Origin of the sequence: Brevibacillus borstelensis (genome assembly GCF_036700025.1) — a bacterium.
In the GTDB taxonomy this organism is placed as follows: Bacteria; Bacillota; Bacilli; order Brevibacillales; family Brevibacillaceae; genus Brevibacillus; species Brevibacillus borstelensis.
The window spans coordinates 5,475,001-5,493,594 of the sequence record NZ_CP144922.1 but is presented as its reverse complement, the minus strand read 5'-3'; the positions used below and the strand labels follow the sequence as shown (position 1 = coordinate 5,493,594).

Here is an 18,594-nt window from a genome sequence, read left to right as displayed (position 1 = left end):
AGTGTAAAGGATTTTTTTGTTCCCTAGACAACCAAATACCAAAGATTATGTGTATTTTGAATGATGGGAAAAGATTAATGCAACGCTAGTGAGATTTTATTCAAATAATTAGCTAGTTCATCCATAAGTGGATTGCTATCAATGTGCACGTTTCCTTTATGGCCATCAAAGCTTTTGATAAAGAAATGCCCGGATTCACACCTGAATATGATGTGAAGGTTACCTTGTGAACGGAATTTGTATTCTACCTTTGCGGGGATTCGATATTGATGATTGATAATGAATTCGGTTGCTTGATAGTTGTCATCATCTTTGACTTGAATTGTTCCCATGATATGAGTGTAATCGTGATCACAAACAGAGCAAAGAACATAATTCCCCATGTTTTCATCCTCCACTTTTCTAAAAGGATTGTCAACTCTTGCTAATTATACCATACCTTGTCGAACTTCGGAGGCATGTATTCGGAGGCATGTATTCGGAGGCATGTAAACTTACGCCTTCCATTTTGACCTCAATTGTGAGATACCCAGTTGTAGTGACTTTGGCAATCCATTCGTAGGTTGATTTTACCGCTGTATTTTCTCTTATATCGGAGAGTTTTTGTAATATGCTCTTTTGAACAGCTATAATTGGGTATAATTTTTTGAAATAACCTAAGTAAGGAGTAGTCAAATGGGTGGATTTTTCAATGAGCGAGTCGCTTTAGAAAAGACATTGAATGCTCTTTTGGAACAGAGAGCATCTTGGCGAAGTGATTATGTGGAACGGGATAGTCAGTTTGCAGCGGAGATTAAAGAGGTACTGAACCGTATTCGTGAATTGGACGAGTTGCACGAGTTACACGGTTCCCAAAGCAGATTGGAGAAAACAGAGACAAAGCCGATCGAATCAGAAGTTTCCAACAAGAAATTTGCTAAGAAATCACAGAAAACAAGGAGGACATACCAGTATTATGATTATCCTCGGATTTCCCAAGAGGTCGAGAGCATTCTGGAAGAGTCGTCTCCAGTGACGATGTCGGAATTGTATCAGGAATTACAAAAACGACTACAAGTCGACTGGTCAAACCCATACATTATCTTACACAAGGCTTTAGCTCTTTCCGAACGGGTCCATGTTCAAAAGCTTGGAAGAAATTTAATGTTTTCTTTACGAGAGTTTAAAGATACATAGGGTTTTCCATACCGGAGGACATTTTATTTGCATTTTCATTTCTTGATGTCTCTTTCGAATTATGATGAGTAGCCTATCGGCAACATCCAGATGATCTAGTGGTTGAGGGGAGCGAGAGATCTTTCATGGAAACGGGTTATTCATCAGATAGGAAGAAGGTTTTGGTGCTAAATCCGAACCAGATTAGACTCCATTTGATTTTCTAGTCACCACCGGAACGACATCCGATAAAAAAATACGTGACAACTGCCGTTAATTGCTGCTATTACCTTTGATCGCTATATGACTTGCAATTATCCAATCGGTGACAGAATGGCATAAAAGTTTTTGAAAAAATGGGATTCAGTTTTGGATTTAAGATATGATTACTGCTGAGCTACAATTCCTTCTTGTTCCCTAGGATGTGAATGCTAATCTAATAATTGACCACCTAGTGGTACATTGCTCATAAAAAAGTTGACCACCTGAGCACCTCTTTCCTGTATCTTGAAGTTGTCGGACCACAAGATATAGGAGGAAAGGAAATGCTTCAGATGGCTAATTACGAGTTTATCAGGAAACAACACATTCTGCTAGGAAAGTCGATTCGCCAAATTTCTCGAGAGACCGGCTATTCCCGTCAAGTGATACGAAAGGCTTTGAAATCCTCTGAGATTCCTGTGTATCAGCTTTCAAAACCGAAGCCAAAGCCAGTCATTGATTCTGTCAAGCCCATCATCTTGGAGTGGCTGCATCAAGATGAACAAGCTCCCCCGAAGCAGCGTCATACTGCCAAACGCATTTACCAGAGACTCGTTGACGAACATGGATTCACCGGCGGTGAATCTACTGTACGACGCTACGTCAGAGAGTTGCGGGTTTCTCCCCCTAAAGCATTTGTCCCTCTCGATTTCCCGCCAGGGCGCTTTGCTCAATTTGACTGGGGTGAGGTTACGGTTCATTTACAAGGGAAACAAGTAAAGGTTCAAGTCTTTTGTATGCGTTGCACATACAGCAGAAAGATTTTTATCAAAACATTTGCTCATCAGAAGCAAGAGGCTCTTCTCCAAGGTCATGTAGATGCTTTTGAATTTTTCGGTGCTGTTCCCCAAGTCATCACATACGACAACCTGACAACAGCCGTTAAGAAGGTATTGGAGGGTAAAAATCGCGAGGAACAAGAGCGATTTACTCAGCTACGTGCCCACTACCTGTTTGAAAGCTATTTCTGTGATCCCGGAAAAGGGCATCAAAAAGGCCAGGTGGAAAACCTCGTACAGTTTGCTCAGAGGCAATTTTTTACCCCTGTACCCAGTGTTTCTTCTCTGGAGGAGCTCAATCAAATCCTCCTCGAAAAATGTATCTCTTACGAGAATACAACCGTTCCAAGGTCTTCACTAACGGTTGGAGAAGCATTTGCTCAAGAGTTGCCTATCATGCTTCCATTGCCTCCACGGCCATTGGATTGTTTCCGTGTTGTACCCGTGAAAAGCAATACGCTATCCATGATCCACATTGAGAAAAATGCCTATTCCGTCCCCGTTTCCTATGCATCGACCCAGCTTACTTGCCGAGTGTTTGCTGAAAAAGTTGAGGTGTATCACGGAAAAAGCCTGATTGCGACGCATGAGCGGTGTTTGGAAAAGGGAAAGGAGATTTTGCAATACGATCATTATCTGGATTTACTTCTTATTCGTCCAGGAGCAGTTCTTTATGCTAGACCATTGCATCAGGCAGGATTACCCGCCATTTACCAAAAGTTCTTGGACAAGTGCCGCAACCGACCAGGAGGGATGAAGGAGTTCGTTCGACTCTTGCTTTTGCACCGTGAATTCGATACTTCTCTTGTCGAAGAAGCACTGGAGGAGGCCTGCCAAAAAGGGATGTTCCAATATGATGCCGTAAGGCAATTATTGTTTCAGCGAACATTGCCGGAACACCGTCTACCCCAACTCTCGTTGGTGGAGGATAGCTCTGTTCCACGTATTCAGGTAAAGGCCCCAGATCTTAGCCAGTACAATCGTTTGTTACAGAAAAGGAGTGTGGTTCATTGAGTACGAGTTTCTTGCTTGAAACCTATGCGAAACGCCTTCGCTTACCTGCGATTAAACGTGTCTATAAGGAAATTGCCCATGATGCTGCTGAACGGCAAATTCCCTACGAGGAGTTCCTCTTAGCCCTACTAGAGCAAGAAGTTCAGCAAAGGGATGCTAACCAAATCGCCAGTCGCATCAAGCATGCCAAATTCCCTTCTATGAAAACGATCGATCAATTTGAATTCTCAGCCATTCCGTCTCTCAACAAGCCCAAATTGCTTCAACTGGCTCGCTGTGAGTACATCGAAAAGACAGAGAACATCATGTTTATCGGAAACTCTGGCACTGGCAAAACTCATCTCTCCATTGCACTCGGGAAGGAAGCTTGCCATCATGGCTATTCCGTCCAGTTTTGGACTGCCGCTAAAATATGCAATGAGCTTATGGAAGCTCAGTCCCAAAAGCGAATTCTCCAGCTAGAGAGGCAATGGTTGAAAACAGATTTGATTATTTTGGATGAAGTCGGGTTTGTCCCTCTCAGTCGGACCGGGGCGGAGTTATTATTCCAATTTTGTGCGGCCCGCTATGAGAAAGGAAGCATGATCATTACCAGTAATCTGGAATTTACGGAATGGACACAGATTTTCAAAGATGAGCAAATGACGTCAGCCCTGGTTGATCGGCTTACCCATCGTGCCCACATCTTTGCAATGAATGGGGACAGTTATCGCTTTAAACAGAGCATTCAAAGATCGTGATCATGAAAAAGTTACCCACCCGACGGGTGGATTGATTTTTGCCATGGTGGTCAATTTTTTGATGAGCACTGTGGTCAACATTTTGGTTGACATTCACACTAGGATGCTGATCAGTTGCGAGCGAATCCATCAACAATGGTGGGATACCCAAAGAATGATGTGCCCGACTGTTTAAACGGGAAATAACTGAACCGACATGAAAGAGCCCTTCTCATCAGAGAGGGGCTTCTAGTATAGAAGCTACAATTTATCGAAACGGGATAGAGATGGTAAGGGATATTCTTGATTTTACAGCATTTTTTTGAGAAGAGATAACTTCAGGCGTACCAGACAAACGTACCACGTACAAATTCTTATAATGACTATTCAGGCGACAGCAATAAAATTCTGAAGAGCGTTCCTACTTCGCCAACAACGACAAGGGGTCAGAGCACATCAGTATCTGACTCTTTAATACTGGCGTGCAGGTAAAAAACGAGATGATTAATCTGAGACATTTAAAAGAACAGTCAAGACAGTGGAATTCGGCATTTGCCGGAATGGATAGCGGAGACGATACGTCCGGGTGAAAGGGAAAGACCTTATTATAGAAACAATCCAGGGGGTGTGTTTGGCAATCGAAAAGTGCCGAATTTTGCTGCGATGATTTTTTATCAATATGCAGAAGTAACTTTTATGCATAGGTTTGACATGGAACCTCTATGGGTATGAATCATTGCGAAGGGGCGAAGCCAATGGCTTCGTAACGGCTGACAAGCCTATCACACCCACCTCTCCATGTCAAACCCAGTCACTTTAATCTGCATAAGTAATTGCTACAAAATTAAGCACTTTTACTATGCAATATACACAGGGGTAGTGTTTGATCCTGTCCGAGAAACTGCTGCAGCGCTTTACCTGCAGGGTAAGCGGGACGGGGATCGTAAAAATCATAAAACTACCAAAGGGTAAAATCAAAAGCGTTGAAGCATGGATTTCGTAAAAATCAGTAAGTAAGGGACTTTGTATATTTATCTGAGAAAAATGTCGAAATATGTAAATCGAATTTGGTAGAAATGCAAAACTTCTTTATATATCATGGGAATATACAAATAAATTTGTAAATATTTAGGGAAATGAGGTGATTTGGAGGATTATCAATTTATATCACACCATTACCATTTTCACGACCAATTTTTATTAGGAGGTTGCAAATGCGTATGAATGTGATTAGTAGATTACTCACTTTTTTCCTCGTGGTAGTATTGCTAGTTAGTCCGATAAACAACTATGCCTTTGCTGCAAATTCCAAAAATGTAGCACAGCCAGAGTTTGACGTAGATAGAGTTGCGGAAGTAATCCTTGAGTCACCTGAAGGGGATCAAATCTCTACAACTATGTTCTTGACGAACGGAACAGAGTTAGATGAATCTGATTTCGAGTCCTTGGGCGAAGGTTATCAGTTAAAAGAACTAAAAATTAGAGACTTAGATCCTAATGAATTCGATTTTCAGGAAGTTGCCGAATCAAACCTATCCACTCTAGCCGCTGATAAAAAAGATGGTGTAATTAAACCTCAATGGGTTGAAACAGCTTTTGATGTAGGCAACTTTATGTTGTCTTTGGCTGACTACAGGGCTGAACCTACGCTTTGGAATGGATTTAAAGTAGTATTTGATGGTGCGTCAGTTGTCTTTCCGGGTGTTCCAGCAATTTCTGGCGTTGAGCGGATGATTAGAGCCAATAAGACATTAAAGAAGGCACTTGAGATTGGGATTGATGTCTACGATAATCTAAAAAACATACCTTGTTTTTGGCAAGTAAGAAATGTAGCAAATGGCAATTAAAAATGTACCACTTGCCAACCCCTAAATTATTTACCGTGTAATAGCGATTCTTTGTATCGATGGCTTTCGCCATTGAAGACGATCAAATGAGAGTGATGAATCAAGCGATCAATAACTGCCTCTGTTAAAATTGGATCACCAAATATATGATTCCATTGGCCAAACTGTAGATTGGTCGTGATAATAATACTTTTTCTTTCGTAGCACATGGAGATAATCTGAAATAGCAGTTCTGCACCTTGTTTATGCAGAGGAATATACCCCAGTTCGTCGAGTATTAACAGATCTAGCTTCTCAATATGGTTAAAGAATCGGCTCAACGAGCCAGTCTCGTGAGCGTCTAGCAGCCGATTGACTAATCCAGCGACAGTAAAGAACTTTATCTTTTTCCCTTGCTGCTGAATGGCATTTAAGCCAATCAGAGTGGATAAGTACGTTTTCCCCGTTCCCACACCGCCATAAAAGATCAGATTTTCTTTCTCCTCTATAAATCCACCATGAAGGATATGATCCTGCGTGAGACCTTGTCCCATCTGAATATGACCCCATTCAAATGGCTTTCCTGTTATTCTTGGCAAGGAAGATTGTTTAAAGAGCAGATTGATTTTCCGTACTTCTCGTTGTTGTATCTCGTTTTCTAGTATTTTGAGTAAGTACTCTTCATTTGTAGTAGCTTCAACCTCATGGAAATGTTGCCGAACCCAACTCAACTTGAGACGCTTTGAATATTCTTTTATCAATGCATCCACTAGTGATGACCTCCCGTTCCCTTAAAAAATTCATTGTAATGGGCTAATCCTCTAGTGGCTGTTGGAACGGCAGGAACAAAACCTTTCGGTTGGATGGTATCCCTTTGTCCACGGCCATTCATGAGTTGATAATAGATCTGCTTAATAGAATCAACGGCTGGGTGACCATTCTCAGAGGCAAGCTGCAAAGCTTGCGTGGGTATTTTCATATCATCGTTTTTTAAAATGACGGATAGTAGCTGGAGAGCTTCTTGCTTCTCTGGGACCGTGCAATTCGAGAGATAGACTTGCCATTCGATTGGCAATTGTTCATAAAAACTTGTGTATTTAATAGCAGTTGGCCGTTTTGCCATCAATATCAAATATGGCTGCCAAATCACTGATTTTGGCTCTTTGCCATACAGCCTGGGATGCTGTACGATCAGCTCATATTCTTCAGTTAAAATATCGACTCGGTCAAATGAGATCTTTGCCAAAACCATACATTTGGCAAAACGGGGAGACGTTGAGTAGAGTTTATTTTCGACTCGGATATATCCGTATTTATCCGCTTTTACTCGTTCATATCGGATACAATCAAACTCTTTGGCAGGTAATTGAAGAAGGTGTTCCTTGTCTGCCAAATATAGTTCGGAAAGCATGGTTTCTTTCACATAATGAGGTCTCTCCCGATCTTTCTCGGCTTTTTTCCAAAGGGTTTCGTTTAGCTGATCAAGATTGTGTATCTGCAACTCAGGAAGCAGGAAGTTGTTGCGAACGTACTTGACCATCGCCTCTACGTGCCCTTTTTCATTGCCACTACCGGGATTGCAAAACTCGTATTCAAAGTCATAATGAAAAACGAAGTTTTGAAATTCCTCCGTCAGTTCACGCTGACCATTTGGCATGATCTTTTTCACCGCTGGTGATAAATTATCAAATCGAATGACCTTTGGAACTCCACCTATATAGTGAAAGATACGCTTTAATCCCTCCAGAAAGCATTCTCGATTCTGAGACTGGAAAACTTGAAAGTAGAACGTGTTGCTATAAGGAAACGAGAGAACGAGGAATGGCAAGGTAACACTTTCTCCCTGATATTTGAATGGTGCTTCTCCAAAATCAACTTGAGCTGATCCAGGTCTCGTTTCCAATGGCAATGCCGCAGCATCACTTGTCTCCGCTAACTGGTGCTTACGTTGGGAAACATATTGTCTGACAGAGCGAGATGATCCTGTAAATTGGTATTCCTCCACTAATTGCGTGAACAAGCGTTGTGCTGTTCTTCGGAACTTCTTTTTCTTGTTCAAGTCCTCTTTGATCCATTGATCAAGAATAGGTTTAACGGGCTCCATGACTCTAGCTTTTCGAATTTGCTTGGGCTTTTCTTGTAGATTGAAATCATCCATTTCTGCATACTTCTGAACCGTCCTTGAATCACGATTCATTTGTTTGGCAATCTTGCTATAAGCTCGCCCTTTTTTGTTTGCCTCATGCCTGATATAATTAATTTCTGCCACTGCTAACATCTCCTAACTTTATACCTCCCGTCGTCTGTAATGCCCAACAGGAGTGTATTTTGATAAGGGGATGTTGGCAAGTGGTTTTTTAATTTATGCAGCCCCTACGGGTCTGCATAAATTAACTGCCATAACCTACATTTTTAGTCTGCCATAAACACATACCTTCTGGTTGGCATAGACATCACATATTCGAGAAACGCTTTGCAAAAAGATTGGGAACCCATGAAGATGATATGTTTTGTATTGCAATACCTAAGGAGTACCACGATCCAATCACTAAAGCGATGAGAAAAGAGATTCCCTACGGCATTGATTATAATCAGTATTCTCGCGCTGAAATATTGGAGACTCATATTGACGTATATCGTAAACTATGGAGAGACACTGATGTCAACGCCGACTTTATTTTGACCCACCATCGCCGGTTTAGAATTGACCCACCCGGCGATTTTTTGTTGGTTAGGTGGTAGAGGGGGAGCCGTAGGCTCCAGTCCTCATCTTCTCACGAAGTCGGTAACTATTCCCCCTAATATTGACGATGTGGGAATGGTGTAAGAGCCGATCCAGGATAGCCGTAGCAAGTATCGGATCGCCCATCAGTTCCCCCCATTCACCGAAACTCTTGTTGCTGGTCAACAGAATACTCCCTCTCTCGTATCTTGCACTTACTACCTGGAAAAAGAGGTTAGCTGCCAAACTGTCAAACGGTAAGTAACCAATTTCGTCAATAATCAGGAGCTTTGGTCGAATATAGATGCGTAGGCGTTTATCCAGCCTGTTTTCCGTGTAAGCTTTTCGCAGATCTTCGATGAGTTGCGAGAGACTGACAAAGTAAACGGATATCCCTTGCGAGATGGCTTCTACAGCCAACGCCACCGCCAGATGACTTTTTCCTACTCCGGGAGGCCCTAAGAACAAGACATTCTCGTGTCGGGTTACAAAAGTCATCGTGGCCAGCTCTCGAATCAACCGTTCGTCAATGCTGGGTTGGAAAGCAAAATCGAACTCCTCCAGCGTTTTTCGGTAAGGCAAGTGTGCGAGTTTGGTGCGTACCTCCATATTCCGTTTTTGACGTTCCGCTATCTCTGCATCTAGAAGCATGTTGAGAAAGGACAGATAGGTGGGCTGTCCATGACTTGCCGCTTCCAAATGGGCATCCAAGAGTAGAGCCGCTTGCTGAAGCCCAAGTTCCTCAAGACGTAGCCGTGCCTGTTCCAGTTCAATCATGCTCCCACCCCCGTCAGCTGCTCATAGACATCCAGCGAACGCACTTCCACTTGCTGCGATGAAATCTGTCGGGCTTGCGGACGTGGATAGGCATATCCTTGAGCAGTCGTAAGACCTGCATACTGGTTTTCACAAAAAACAGTTGCACGGGATCGATAGACCTTTTGGTGTCGAGCAATACATGTGCCGTCGGCCCAGATTTCCACCCACCCATTCACTTCTCGCACGGTACCCTCACGTCCACTGTACCTCCATGGAACCCCATATCGTACACCATCGTAGCTAACAAATCCGTCTCGGCTGACCTGTCTCGGTTCATGCAAGTATTTTTCCCATCGTTCAGCTGAAGGGATAGGCGACAGATTTTCCTCACGGAGTCGGTCGATGGGACGTTCGCCGGTTGTTCCATGAATACGGCGGTTAATCCGCTCGCACCAGTGTAGGGCTTGTTGATTGAGATCCTGTAAATCAACGAAGCGTTTGCCAGGAAGAAAGTTGTTTTTTACGTATTGAACGCCTCGTTCCACTTTTCCCTTTGTTTCGGGGCGTCGAACTTTGCATACTTTTGGAACAAGCCCAATCGCTGCAGCAAAGTCGGCAAAAAGCGGATGCCAGCGAGGTTTTCGATCATCTCCCATGCCCAGTACGACGGTTTTCATCTGGTCGGTCAGCATTACCTTTGGGATGCCCCCAAAATATTCAAAAGCATGAATCAAGCAACGAAGAAAGCTGTGAATGTCACAACGCTTAGTGAACTCTATATAGGTGGAACGAGAGTACCCCAATACCATGACAAATACCGGCACTTTTCGGACTGTACCGTCCAAATCTACGTAATCACACAGTCCCCAGTCGACCTGTGCATATTCACCAGGTTTCGTCTCGTAACGAAGAACAGCGGGAACTTGTTTGGGAGGACGGAAGTCCTTCACATAGTCTTTCAAGATGGTACGTCCCCCGGTATACCCCTTTTCTCGTAGAAGATCGAATAAAACCTCGCAGTTATAGATACCTTCTTGAAGACGTTCCTGCAGGAACGGTTTATACGGATCAAGCTTGGAACCACGAGATTTACGGGTTCCCTTTTCGGGGGAGAATTCACCCCGGAGATATCGGCGAACTGTATTTCGAGAATGCCCCGTTAGACGGGCAATTTCACGAATACTCTTGCCTTCTGCCCTCATGGTATGTAACGATATCACTATCCCACTCCTTAGCATGTGTCTCCCTCCGAAGATTAACTTGGCCGTTAATTACGAAGGGGATATATTCGCTATGGGTGGGTCATTTTCTTTCCGGCGAACCTGGGTCAATTATATCCCGGCGGTGACAACTGATGATGAAGTTTACGAATTTTTGTATAAATTTGCGAGGGAAAAGCAACATAGTATCCGTTAAGGATTTAAAGAACTCCACACCTTTGGTGTGGAGTCAGGTTGCAGACAAACTCCCTCGCTGAACGAACAGCAGAGGGAGTTTGTTTAATAATTTGATGAAAATACCGAAGGTGTTTTGATCGTTCACCTTTTGGCGACCTGATTTCCATAGCCAGGTCGCCATTTTTTTCAAGTTCATGGCAGCGAAAACAAGCATCGCCTGCATCGTGACCTTCTCCAGTCCTCGTAAGGTCGTCCAACGCATGCCATGCTTTTCCTTCATATCAGCGAATACACGTTCAATCGTTTCTTTCCGTTTGCTATAGATTTGTTTGTTTTCCTCGGTATGCCGGAGGTGGTCTACCTCTTCGAGGTAATCAGCCCAGATGTGGCGACTCACTCTCTTTGTGTAGTCTTTACTTTCCGTGCATTGTTTCAAGAACGGACAACTTCGGCAAACTTGAGAATTTGATCGATAGATACGGTACCCATCCTTGTTTGTTGTCTCATATGTTAAGATTTGCTCGTTCGGGCAGATGTAGCAGTCGAAATATTCATCATACACATATTCGTGCTTTTTAAAAAAACCTTCTTTGGTGCGTGGTCTTGTGTAGGGCATAACGGGGCGAATCTGGTCATCAAGGAGTGTTTTACTGATGTAAGGCGTCTTGTATCCCGAGTCCACTGCCACAGCTTGAGGCTGTGCAAACGTCTTTCGCACTTGATTCAAAACATCCTCAAAAACCTGACTGTCATGCACATTGCCTGGCGTTACCTTGGCACCAAGCACAAATCCATTTCGATCACATGCTGTATGAAAACTATAAGCAAATACACGTTCCTTTTCCCCTTTTACAAACAATCCGCAATCCGGGTCAGTTGTGCTGACTTTCACCTCCTTCTTCGAAGTTTCTGTCTTTTTTTCAAGGGGCTTCTTTCCATGTGCAATACGATCCTGATTGATTTCTTCGTCCAGCAGCTCTTGATATTTCTTCGCTTGTTCTTCAACGATTTCTTTCACGTATTTATGCTTATTCGCACTGGCTTTTACATGCGTAGCATCAATGAAAAGCACATCAGGCTTCACGAATCCATGATGAACCGCCTCCTCCAATATTCGAAGGAAGATCGACTCGAAGAGTTGAGTATCCCGAAAACGGCGAACATAGTTCTTGCCTAGGGTCGTGAAATGGGGAATGGGCTGACTGAAATCATAGCCAATAAACCACCGATAGGCAACATTGGTTTCGATCTCTTTAATCGTTTGTCGCATGGAACGAATTCCAAAAATATATTGGATGAAAGCAATTTTAACTAAGACTACAGGGTCAACACTGGGTCTGCCATTGTCATGACAGTAAAGGCTTTCCACCAAGTCATAGATGAACGAAAAGTCGATTGCATTTTCAATTTTTCTTACGAGATGATCTTCTGGCACCAACTCATCTAGCGAGAATGCAGATATCTGATAACGCCCTTCGGCCTCTTGCTTATTAAGCATAATGCCACCTCTAAAAAATAACTTTTGAAAACGTAACATGTTCTATATTCAACAAAAAAGCCTGCAGACCCTGTTCCTTACGGAACTTTGTCTACAGGCTGACTCCACACCTTTGGTGTGGAGTTATAGTATTATTATCTAAATAATGAGGTGAGTTAATGAAGATAAAAGTTCATTTTTCGTTTCAAGTGTATGATCTCAAAATCAAGTATAAAATTGATCAAATTCTTAATACTTTAATACAAGATTTTGTAATACCAGAATCAGATATAAAAAATGATGATGTTTATGTCCGGTATAAATTTGAGGTAGCGTACGATATCAAGTTAATCACAACGATATTAGAGAATCTGAACTCGATTTATGAGGAATCATTAGGAAGTAAAAGTATGTCATCTACTTTTCGTTATTTTCGCTATATATATGAGTATACTGATGATGAGAGAAGAAACGCCGAATTATATAGAATCACCTCAATAGGTAACAAGTCGGAATTATATCTCTCCAGTAAATCGAAAGATGAATTAATAACATTTTGCCCAAGTTGCTTAAGAAATAAGAAAGTTACAAAAAACGAACTAATGTTTAATACATCAGTCATTAAAAAAAATCCGCTAATATTTGTCGACGAACATATGGTTATTTCCCAGGATCTTGCGGATAAGTTTAGTGAGTGGAATCTATCAGGATATATATTACGAGAGGTAAGGCATAAAGGATCAACAACAGGACAAAATGCCTTTCAGGTTATTCCCACTAATATCTTGCCACCACAAAATTTGATCGGCCAACTAAGTAGTGATCCTCAAGTCAAGATGCGAACATGTCCTGAATGTGGTGTTGTAGAGCATTTACAGTTACCCTATAGCTATGATAGGAAAGTAAGTCAATTGATGCAGGATTTTAATTTAACTTATGAATATTATCCTATCAATGAAGAAACAGTTATTCGGCACATGTTAGTTAGTAAGAAGGTAATCACGTTATTAGTTGAACATGGAATTGCCCATAATAAGACATTCTCTGATGATACTAAATGGTCTCTTGTTCCGGTATTGACAAACAACACTGTTTAAAAACTTTTGGAAAGGCAATTGAGTTTCCGCTAGAGGCCACCGTATATGAGTTTCTGTGGAAATTTGCTCAAACTCGCCAACACACAATTAATAAATAATAAATGATTGCATAACTGACACTTTGTATTTCATATATAAAGTGTCAGTTATTCGTTATATAAGTTTGATAGGGGGGAACAGAGTGAAGAAAACAGCCGTTATGAAGTTTACAGTTGAAAGTTTAGAACTAAAGCCACGAGTGGATAGAGTATTAAAAGATTTTGGAATTTCCTATTCTCCGCCAGAGCCGTTTATAATCAAGGGTGGATATGTTGTTATTGATTACGATTTACGTATACCATATGAACCTGCTATTTTAGAAAGCCTAATGACAAAGCTTTCTTTTGTAGAAGATGGGGAACTAGATTTTAGATTAGTATTTCAATATACGGAACACGAATTGACCACTTCCCCACTCTTCCGAGTACCTTCTATTGGAAACATTGAGCAACGTTATACCACTAACAAAGGCAGGTATCAAATTAAACCTTTTTGTGATACATGTGGAAGAGCCATCTATGAAAAGGTGGGGGCATTGAAAATCAATACAGCAAATGTAGAAAAACAAAATTTCGTATACGTTGATTCGAGGTTGGTTATATCTGAAAAAATAGCTTCACTATTTAATGAATGGGAACTTACGGGATATCAACTGGAGCAAGTTGAACATTATGGAGAAAGAGCGAAGAAACGAAATGCCTATGAAGTAATACCAACAAATATTCTTCCATCACAAAAAATACCCGATGAAATTAAAAATGATCCTATTGCCCGAAAATTGAAGTGCCTAGCTTGTGGAACAGGGGGGCATTTGATCTTCCCGTATCATTATAGTAAAAATGTTTCAGAGGTTATCGCGGATTTTAATTATTCGTTAGAATTTCAAGCAGTGAGTGAAAAAAGAGTAAAGCGGAATATGCTTATAAGCAGAAAAGTAAAAGAGTTATTAATTGAAAGCGGATTTACTGATGAAGAATGGGATTTTGAGCCGGTCATTCTTATTTAATATTTGTTAGAGCGAAATATTCTCAATTCATAAGTGATTGGTGATATTGACCGGTTTAGGCTTCTTTAGTACAAAAGTGGAAAAAGGGCAATGACGTAATGAAGCAGCTGACATGATGTAAAGAAGACCCGGCACCATGAAATAACGGAGCCGGGTTTTCGTGACCATATTTTGACCATATTCTTATCTGAACACATCCTAAGATACCGGATATAAAACACGAAACTTCCTATATAATACTAGGTAGTCCTAGCGTATCCTAAGCATTCATTTAAGAACGTAAAAAATACGGTCTCAAAGCTGCTCGTCGCGCTCCTCAATTCTCCAAGCGCTAAGAGAGGCTTTATGCAAAACCCCTTGTTCTTTGTGTATGCAAAGGCAGGGGGTTTTTGTTTTTTCGCCAACGGATCTATTGTAGGGACGGATCAAGGTTTGGTTTATTGGGTAAGCGAACTCGAACAAGCCGTCATATTTGCGGCCCTTTGTCCATAAGATGAAACGAGAATGGACAAAGGGGACGGTGCAAGGTGGCTCGAAAAGTAACGGGATACATCTTATCATTTCTTCTGCTCGTGCTGTTGCTCACCTATGAAGCACCAGATCGTTCCTCCTGGACGACCTGGTCATTGCCCTTGGCAGGGACAGTCATCGCCATCGATCCTGGACATGGAGGAAAAGACGGCGGAGCTGTTTCGTCAGATGGCAGTGTCATCGAGAAAGAAGTGACATTGGCAATCAGTCTGTACTTGCGTGATTTTCTCCTGCAGTCAGGGGCGCACGTCATTATGACGCGGGAAGAGGACAAGGATCTGGCTTCCCCTGAGGCAGAACGGCTGCGGAAACGAAAATCAGAGGATATCCGAAACAGGGTCAAGTTTGTCAACGACAATTCCCCTGACTTTTTGGTAAGCGTTCATGTAAACTCGATTCCATCGCCAAAGTGGAAGGGGGCCCAGACGTTTTACTATCCTGCTTTCAAAAAGAGCGAGGAAATTTCCTACCTCATTCAGGATGAGATCAAGCGGGTACTGGAGAATACGGACCGGGTGCCGAGCAAAACGGACGACGTATTTTTGATACGCGAGGTAGATTGTCCCGCTGTATTGGTGGAGGTTGGTTTTGTCAGCAATGAGGCGGAAGCTAAACGCCTGCGCTCGGTTGATTACCAAAAGGCTATGGCCAATGCGATTTATCAAGGGATACTGCGGCATTACGCCGGGGAAAAGCCGCCGACTGCACCGTGATCAGCGTTTCCTTGCTGACGGTCTGACTGTTGCAATTTCGAAACACCCGCAGCCGTGTATGGTCCCGTCGGATATGCTATAATGGACGCGCATACCCTAAAGAGCTTCTGTTTACGTTTGTATCATATAAGATAGAGGTGGACGCGATGTTGACCAAAGAAAGCGTGCTGGAAGCGCTTCGTGATGTAAAAGACCCGGAAATCAACCGCAGCCTGGTCGAATTAAATATGATTCGGGACATCCAGATCGAGGGAGAAACTGTCAGTTTGACCGTTGTTCTCACGATTTCCGGCTGTCCGTTGAAAGCCAAAATCGAACAAGACGTGATTGCTGCCGTCAAAGAGTTGGGTGCCAAAGAAGTCCGTCTGCAATTCGGTTCCATGACCGATGAAGAACGTGCAGCGTTAAGCGCACAGTTGCGCGGAGGACAGGCGTCATCTCCGTCACCGGCAGGACAAGCGCCCGTTCTCAATCCGATTTTGGCAAAAGACTCGATGACCACGTTTATTGCCATCACCTCCGGAAAAGGGGGAGTGGGCAAATCGACGGTCACCGTCAACCTGGCCGTCTCGCTGGCGCGTTTAGGCAAAAAAGTCGGGATTATTGACGCCGATATTTACGGGTTCAGCGTGCCTGACATGATGAACATTGAGCAACGCCCAACTGTTATTGGCGAGACGATCCTGCCCGTCGACAAGTTTGGGGTAAAGGTCATGTCGATGGGATTCTTCGTGGAGGACAATTCCCCGATCATCTGGCGTGGACCGATGCTGGGCAAAATGTTGCGGAACTTCTTTACAGAAGTCCATTGGGGCGAAGACCTCGATTATCTCTTGCTTGATTTGCCTCCGGGTACGGGCGATATGGCCCTCGACGTCCATACCATGATCCCGCAAAGCAAGGAAATCGTTGTGACGACTCCGCATGCTACCGCTGCCTTCGTGGCCGCCCGTGCCGGCGCCATGGCGAAGAAGACGGGGCATGAAATTCTCGGTGTCGTCGAAAACATGGCATGGTATGAGGCGAAAGACGGTTCCAAGGAATACGTATTCGGCAGAGGCGGAGGAGCCAAGCTCGCCGAGACGCTTGCTACGGAATTGCTGGCGCAAATTCCGCTCGGTCAGCCGGAAAATCATCCAGCCGAGGCTGACTATTCTCCATCCGTTTACCGGCAGGATTCGGCGATTGGAAGCATTTATATGGATATGGCAAAGCTTGTGGCCGAGAAATGTGAAGCCACTGTCAATCAATAAACGCAACTATGGAAAAAGGTGGGCTCTTATTGGAGCTCACCTTTTTTATTACGATTGACCGCCGCCGCCGCTTTCGCCGCCACTTCCACCGCCACCACCGCCGCCTTCGCCCTGACCGCCTTTTTTCTGTCCTTTTTTCGCTTCTTTCGGCTGCATCATGTCTTCGGTGGCTTTTGTCATCAATTTCATGAGCTCTTCCTGGAACAGCGGGCTCTGCAGGGATTCCTTCATAATTTGCATGGTCTGCTTGCGATAGGCGGAGCTTCTCATCATTTCCATCAGATTTTTTTCAAATTCCGGGTCTTTCATTACGCTGATCAGCATTTTTTGATACTCGGGATCCTTCATCAGGTCTTTCATCAATGTTTTATGCTCATTTTTCATCGACTTAGCCAGGGTGCTGGCAAACTTCGGGTCTTTGAAGGCTTCTTTGATATGCCGGTTTTCCGGGTTGGTAATGCTTTGGATCAGCGTTGTCTTCACGGTTGACTCGTCCATGATGAGGTTCTGTGTAAATTTGTCGTCCTTCATCATTTTCGCAACGGAGTTTTTGGCCTCTTCCGTTTGCAGGATGTCGAGCACCATATCCTTTACACTCTTATAATCAGGCTGTGCCGGGCCCTGGGCTTGCCCTCCGTTGCCGCAGCTTGTCATGATCAGGCTGACCGCCAGCAACAGCCACAAAGAAACACTTTTCTTCCACATGAGGCGGTTACCCTCCTTTACCCTGTCTAATGAGTAACGTGCGCATTTTGTTTTGTTCTTACGCTAGTATTTTCTTGCATGGGTTGGTACAATCATAAGCGATGCAGATTGGAGGGACGTTCGGTGAGCTTGCGCAAGTACGGCTGGCTGTTTTTTACTACGTTGCTGCTTGGTGGATTGGGCGGCATTGTGGTAGGTCTTATCTTTGCTTCCGATAAATTGCTGGAAGGCACAATGGCCAACTTTTTTATGGGAACCTTTATGCAAATGCTGTATGGGATGACGATCAGCATTGTGGCTCAAATGGGCCTCTTTGCTTATATGACGATCAGTTACTTTGCCAGAGGACTTTTCAAGAACCCAGGCTTGTGGAAAAATATACAGATTTTCCTGGTGCTGTTCGCGTTTTTCGATATGGTTTACTTGCGGTATACGATGCTGGGAGAAGGAAAAGGGATATCGGAATTTTTCGTTGAGCCCATTCTCTTGCTCGTGATTGCCATTGTAACGGCATATGCAAAGGCGAAGCTGACGAATCATAGCGCGTGGGTGCCGACATTGTTCTTTATGTTTGTTTTTTCTGCCATCGAGTGGATTCCAGCTCTCAAACAGCATAATTTTTATGCCACGATGTCGATGCTGGTTCCCTTATTGTTCTGCAATGTCTGGCAAGTCATGCAACTTCATCGAGTGGTAAAATAGGAAAAGCTGACCGGATCTGGTCAGCTTTTTCAATTAACCTCCTGGCTTTTTACCTGGGAGCCGGCAATGAGATCCGACACAGTGACGAATTCGTACCCGTCCGCACGAAGCTTATCGATGATTTTGGGCAAGGCCAGATGGGTCTCTTTGCTCGTGTCGCTGGCGTGCAATAGGACGATGTCGCCTGGGTGAGCCTTTGACAGTACGTTATTTACGATGACGTCTACGCCAGGGTTCGTCCAGTCTTTGGAATCCGTATCCCACTGGATGACCGTATAGCCCATCTCACTTGCGATTTGGAGAACCCGTTTGTCAAAATCGCCGTTTGGAAGTCGGATAAGTGTAGGTTTCTTTCCGGTCAGCTCCGTTAAAATGGTGTGGGCTTTGCTGATTTGTGTGCGGATTTCTTCGTCGGGGTATTTGCTGTAAAAGTCATGGT

General features: G+C 43.4%; 17 protein-coding genes and 1 pseudogene (1 of these 18 only partly in view). 10 read left to right on the top strand and 8 right to left on the bottom strand.

All coding sequences use genetic code 11. The features are described 5' to 3' along the window. Positions 1-74 precede the first annotated feature (74 nt). Positions 75-383: a hypothetical protein gene (locus V5G20_RS26415; RefSeq protein WP_338462838.1), complete on the bottom strand. Its 309-nt coding sequence runs from the start codon at positions 381-383 to the stop codon at positions 75-77. Between the two features lie 292 nt (positions 384-675). Here V5G20_RS26415 and V5G20_RS26410 point away from each other — a divergent pair, with 292 nt between their 5' ends. From V5G20_RS26410 to V5G20_RS26395, 4 genes are all read left to right on the top strand, one after another. Continuing rightward, entirely contained in the window at positions 676-1,176 is a 501-nt protein-coding gene (locus tag V5G20_RS26410; RefSeq protein ID WP_172920279.1) for a hypothetical protein, read from the top strand. A 524-nt stretch (positions 1,177-1,700) separates the two neighbouring features. Further along, complete coding sequence (gene istA / locus V5G20_RS26405; RefSeq protein ID WP_024985261.1) at positions 1,701-3,209, top strand: IS21 family transposase; 1,509 nt, start codon at positions 1,701-1,703, stop codon at positions 3,207-3,209. Beyond that, positions 3,206-3,949, top strand: coding sequence for an IS21-like element helper ATPase IstB (gene istB, locus V5G20_RS26400; protein ID WP_227278642.1), 744 nt, complete (start codon positions 3,206-3,208; stop codon positions 3,947-3,949). The genes istA (V5G20_RS26405) and istB (V5G20_RS26400) overlap by 4 nt, the downstream gene beginning before the upstream one ends. Positions 3,950-5,142: 1,193 nt before the next feature. Beyond that, positions 5,143-5,775, top strand: coding sequence for a hypothetical protein (locus V5G20_RS26395; RefSeq protein WP_338462836.1), 633 nt, complete (start codon positions 5,143-5,145; stop codon positions 5,773-5,775). A 26-nt stretch (positions 5,776-5,801) separates the two neighbouring features. Here the strand turns inward: V5G20_RS26395 and istB (V5G20_RS26390) are convergent, their stop codons facing one another. The 5 genes from istB (V5G20_RS26390) to V5G20_RS26370 all read right to left on the bottom strand — a co-directional run bounded on the left by istB (V5G20_RS26390) (position 5,802) and on the right by V5G20_RS26370 (position 12,130). Then, on the bottom strand, positions 5,802-6,524 hold the full coding sequence (istB, locus tag V5G20_RS26390; RefSeq protein ID WP_122915621.1) for an IS21-like element helper ATPase IstB: 723 nt from the start codon (positions 6,522-6,524) through the stop codon (positions 5,802-5,804). Further along, the gene (gene istA / locus V5G20_RS26385; protein WP_024985313.1) at positions 6,524-8,032 is read right to left on the bottom strand and encodes an IS21 family transposase; all 1,509 of its coding nucleotides are present in this window, start codon (positions 8,030-8,032) and stop codon (positions 6,524-6,526) included. Before istA (V5G20_RS26385) ends, istB (V5G20_RS26390) begins: the two co-directional genes overlap by 1 nt. 453 nt (positions 8,033-8,485) lie before the next feature. Continuing rightward, entirely contained in the window at positions 8,486-9,253 is a 768-nt protein-coding gene (istB, locus tag V5G20_RS26380; RefSeq protein ID WP_008409491.1) for an IS21-like element helper ATPase IstB, read from the bottom strand. Next, positions 9,250-10,473 carry an IS21 family transposase gene (istA, locus tag V5G20_RS26375; RefSeq protein WP_008409807.1) on the bottom strand — a complete coding sequence of 408 codons (1,224 nt, stop codon included), beginning with the start codon at positions 10,471-10,473 and terminating at the stop codon, positions 9,250-9,252. The genes istB (V5G20_RS26380) and istA (V5G20_RS26375) overlap by 4 nt, the downstream gene beginning before the upstream one ends. A 211-nt stretch (positions 10,474-10,684) precedes the next feature. Beyond that, positions 10,685-12,130 carry an IS1182 family transposase gene (locus tag V5G20_RS26370; RefSeq protein WP_024985259.1) on the bottom strand — a complete coding sequence of 482 codons (1,446 nt, stop codon included), beginning with the start codon at positions 12,128-12,130 and terminating at the stop codon, positions 10,685-10,687. Positions 12,131-12,288: 158 nt separating this feature from the next. Between V5G20_RS26370 and V5G20_RS26365 the strand changes: the two genes are divergently transcribed. From V5G20_RS26365 to V5G20_RS26345, 5 genes and pseudogenes are all read left to right on the top strand, one after another. Beyond that, positions 12,289-13,206, top strand: a complete 918-nt coding sequence (locus V5G20_RS26365) for a hypothetical protein (RefSeq protein WP_251247576.1) — start codon at positions 12,289-12,291, stop codon at positions 13,204-13,206. A gap of 181 nt (positions 13,207-13,387) precedes the next feature. Continuing rightward, on the top strand, positions 13,388-14,251 hold the full coding sequence (locus V5G20_RS26360) for a hypothetical protein (protein WP_172920206.1): 864 nt from the start codon (positions 13,388-13,390) through the stop codon (positions 14,249-14,251). 275 nt (positions 14,252-14,526) lie between these two features. Next, a pseudogene (gene rpsI / locus V5G20_RS26355) lies at positions 14,527-14,586 on the top strand (30S ribosomal protein S9); the annotation flags it as partial. Positions 14,587-14,778: 192 nt separating this feature from the next. Next, the gene (gene cwlD, locus V5G20_RS26350) at positions 14,779-15,495 is read left to right on the top strand and encodes an N-acetylmuramoyl-L-alanine amidase CwlD (protein WP_003391909.1); all 717 of its coding nucleotides are present in this window, start codon (positions 14,779-14,781) and stop codon (positions 15,493-15,495) included. Positions 15,496-15,641: 146 nt separating this feature from the next. Then, positions 15,642-16,748: a P-loop NTPase gene (locus V5G20_RS26345; protein ID WP_003391906.1), complete on the top strand. Its 1,107-nt coding sequence runs from the start codon at positions 15,642-15,644 to the stop codon at positions 16,746-16,748. Positions 16,749-16,796: 48 nt separating this feature from the next. Here the strand turns inward: V5G20_RS26345 and gerD are convergent, their stop codons facing one another. Beyond that, the gene (gene gerD, locus V5G20_RS26340) at positions 16,797-17,453 is read right to left on the bottom strand and encodes a spore germination lipoprotein GerD (protein WP_003391903.1); all 657 of its coding nucleotides are present in this window, start codon (positions 17,451-17,453) and stop codon (positions 16,797-16,799) included. A 123-nt stretch (positions 17,454-17,576) separates the two neighbouring features. Here gerD and V5G20_RS26335 point away from each other — a divergent pair, with 123 nt between their 5' ends. Then, on the top strand, positions 17,577-18,155 hold the full coding sequence (locus tag V5G20_RS26335) for a KinB-signaling pathway activation protein (RefSeq protein ID WP_024985077.1): 579 nt from the start codon (positions 17,577-17,579) through the stop codon (positions 18,153-18,155). Positions 18,156-18,184: 29 nt separating this feature from the next. On the opposite strand, the gene pdaB is transcribed toward V5G20_RS26335, so the two are convergent. Continuing rightward, on the bottom strand, positions 18,185-18,594 hold the 3' portion of the coding sequence (gene pdaB / locus V5G20_RS26330; RefSeq protein ID WP_003391897.1) for a polysaccharide deacetylase family sporulation protein PdaB. It continues 355 nt past the right edge of the window; only the last 410 of its 765 coding nucleotides appear in the window; its start codon lies beyond the right edge, outside the window; it ends in the stop codon at positions 18,185-18,187.

What these genes read in the sequence shown, in the direction of transcription:
- V5G20_RS26395 (WP_338462836.1), top strand. Translation starts at nt 5,143, where the DNA reads ATGCGTATGAATGTGATTAGTAGATTACTCACTTTTTTCCTCGTGGTA.
- V5G20_RS26365 (WP_251247576.1), top strand. Translation starts at nt 12,289, where the DNA reads ATGAAGATAAAAGTTCATTTTTCGTTTCAAGTGTATGATCTCAAAATC.
- istA (WP_024985313.1), bottom strand. Translation starts at nt 8,032, where the DNA reads ATGTTAGCAGTGGCAGAAATTAATTATATCAGGCATGAGGCAAACAAA.
- V5G20_RS26415 (WP_338462838.1), bottom strand. Translation starts at nt 383, where the DNA reads ATGGGGAATTATGTTCTTTGCTCTGTTTGTGATCACGATTACACTCAT.
- V5G20_RS26345 (WP_003391906.1), top strand. Translation starts at nt 15,642, where the DNA reads ATGTTGACCAAAGAAAGCGTGCTGGAAGCGCTTCGTGATGTAAAAGAC.
- V5G20_RS26410 (WP_172920279.1), top strand. Translation starts at nt 676, where the DNA reads ATGGGTGGATTTTTCAATGAGCGAGTCGCTTTAGAAAAGACATTGAAT.
- V5G20_RS26370 (WP_024985259.1), bottom strand. Translation starts at nt 12,130, where the DNA reads ATGCTTAATAAGCAAGAGGCCGAAGGGCGTTATCAGATATCTGCATTC.
- gerD (WP_003391903.1), bottom strand. Translation starts at nt 17,453, where the DNA reads ATGTGGAAGAAAAGTGTTTCTTTGTGGCTGTTGCTGGCGGTCAGCCTG.
- istB (WP_008409491.1), bottom strand. Translation starts at nt 9,253, where the DNA reads ATGATTGAACTGGAACAGGCACGGCTACGTCTTGAGGAACTTGGGCTT.
- istA (WP_024985261.1), top strand. Translation starts at nt 1,701, where the DNA reads ATGCTTCAGATGGCTAATTACGAGTTTATCAGGAAACAACACATTCTG.
- istA (WP_008409807.1), bottom strand. Translation starts at nt 10,473, where the DNA reads ATGCTAAGGAGTGGGATAGTGATATCGTTACATACCATGAGGGCAGAA.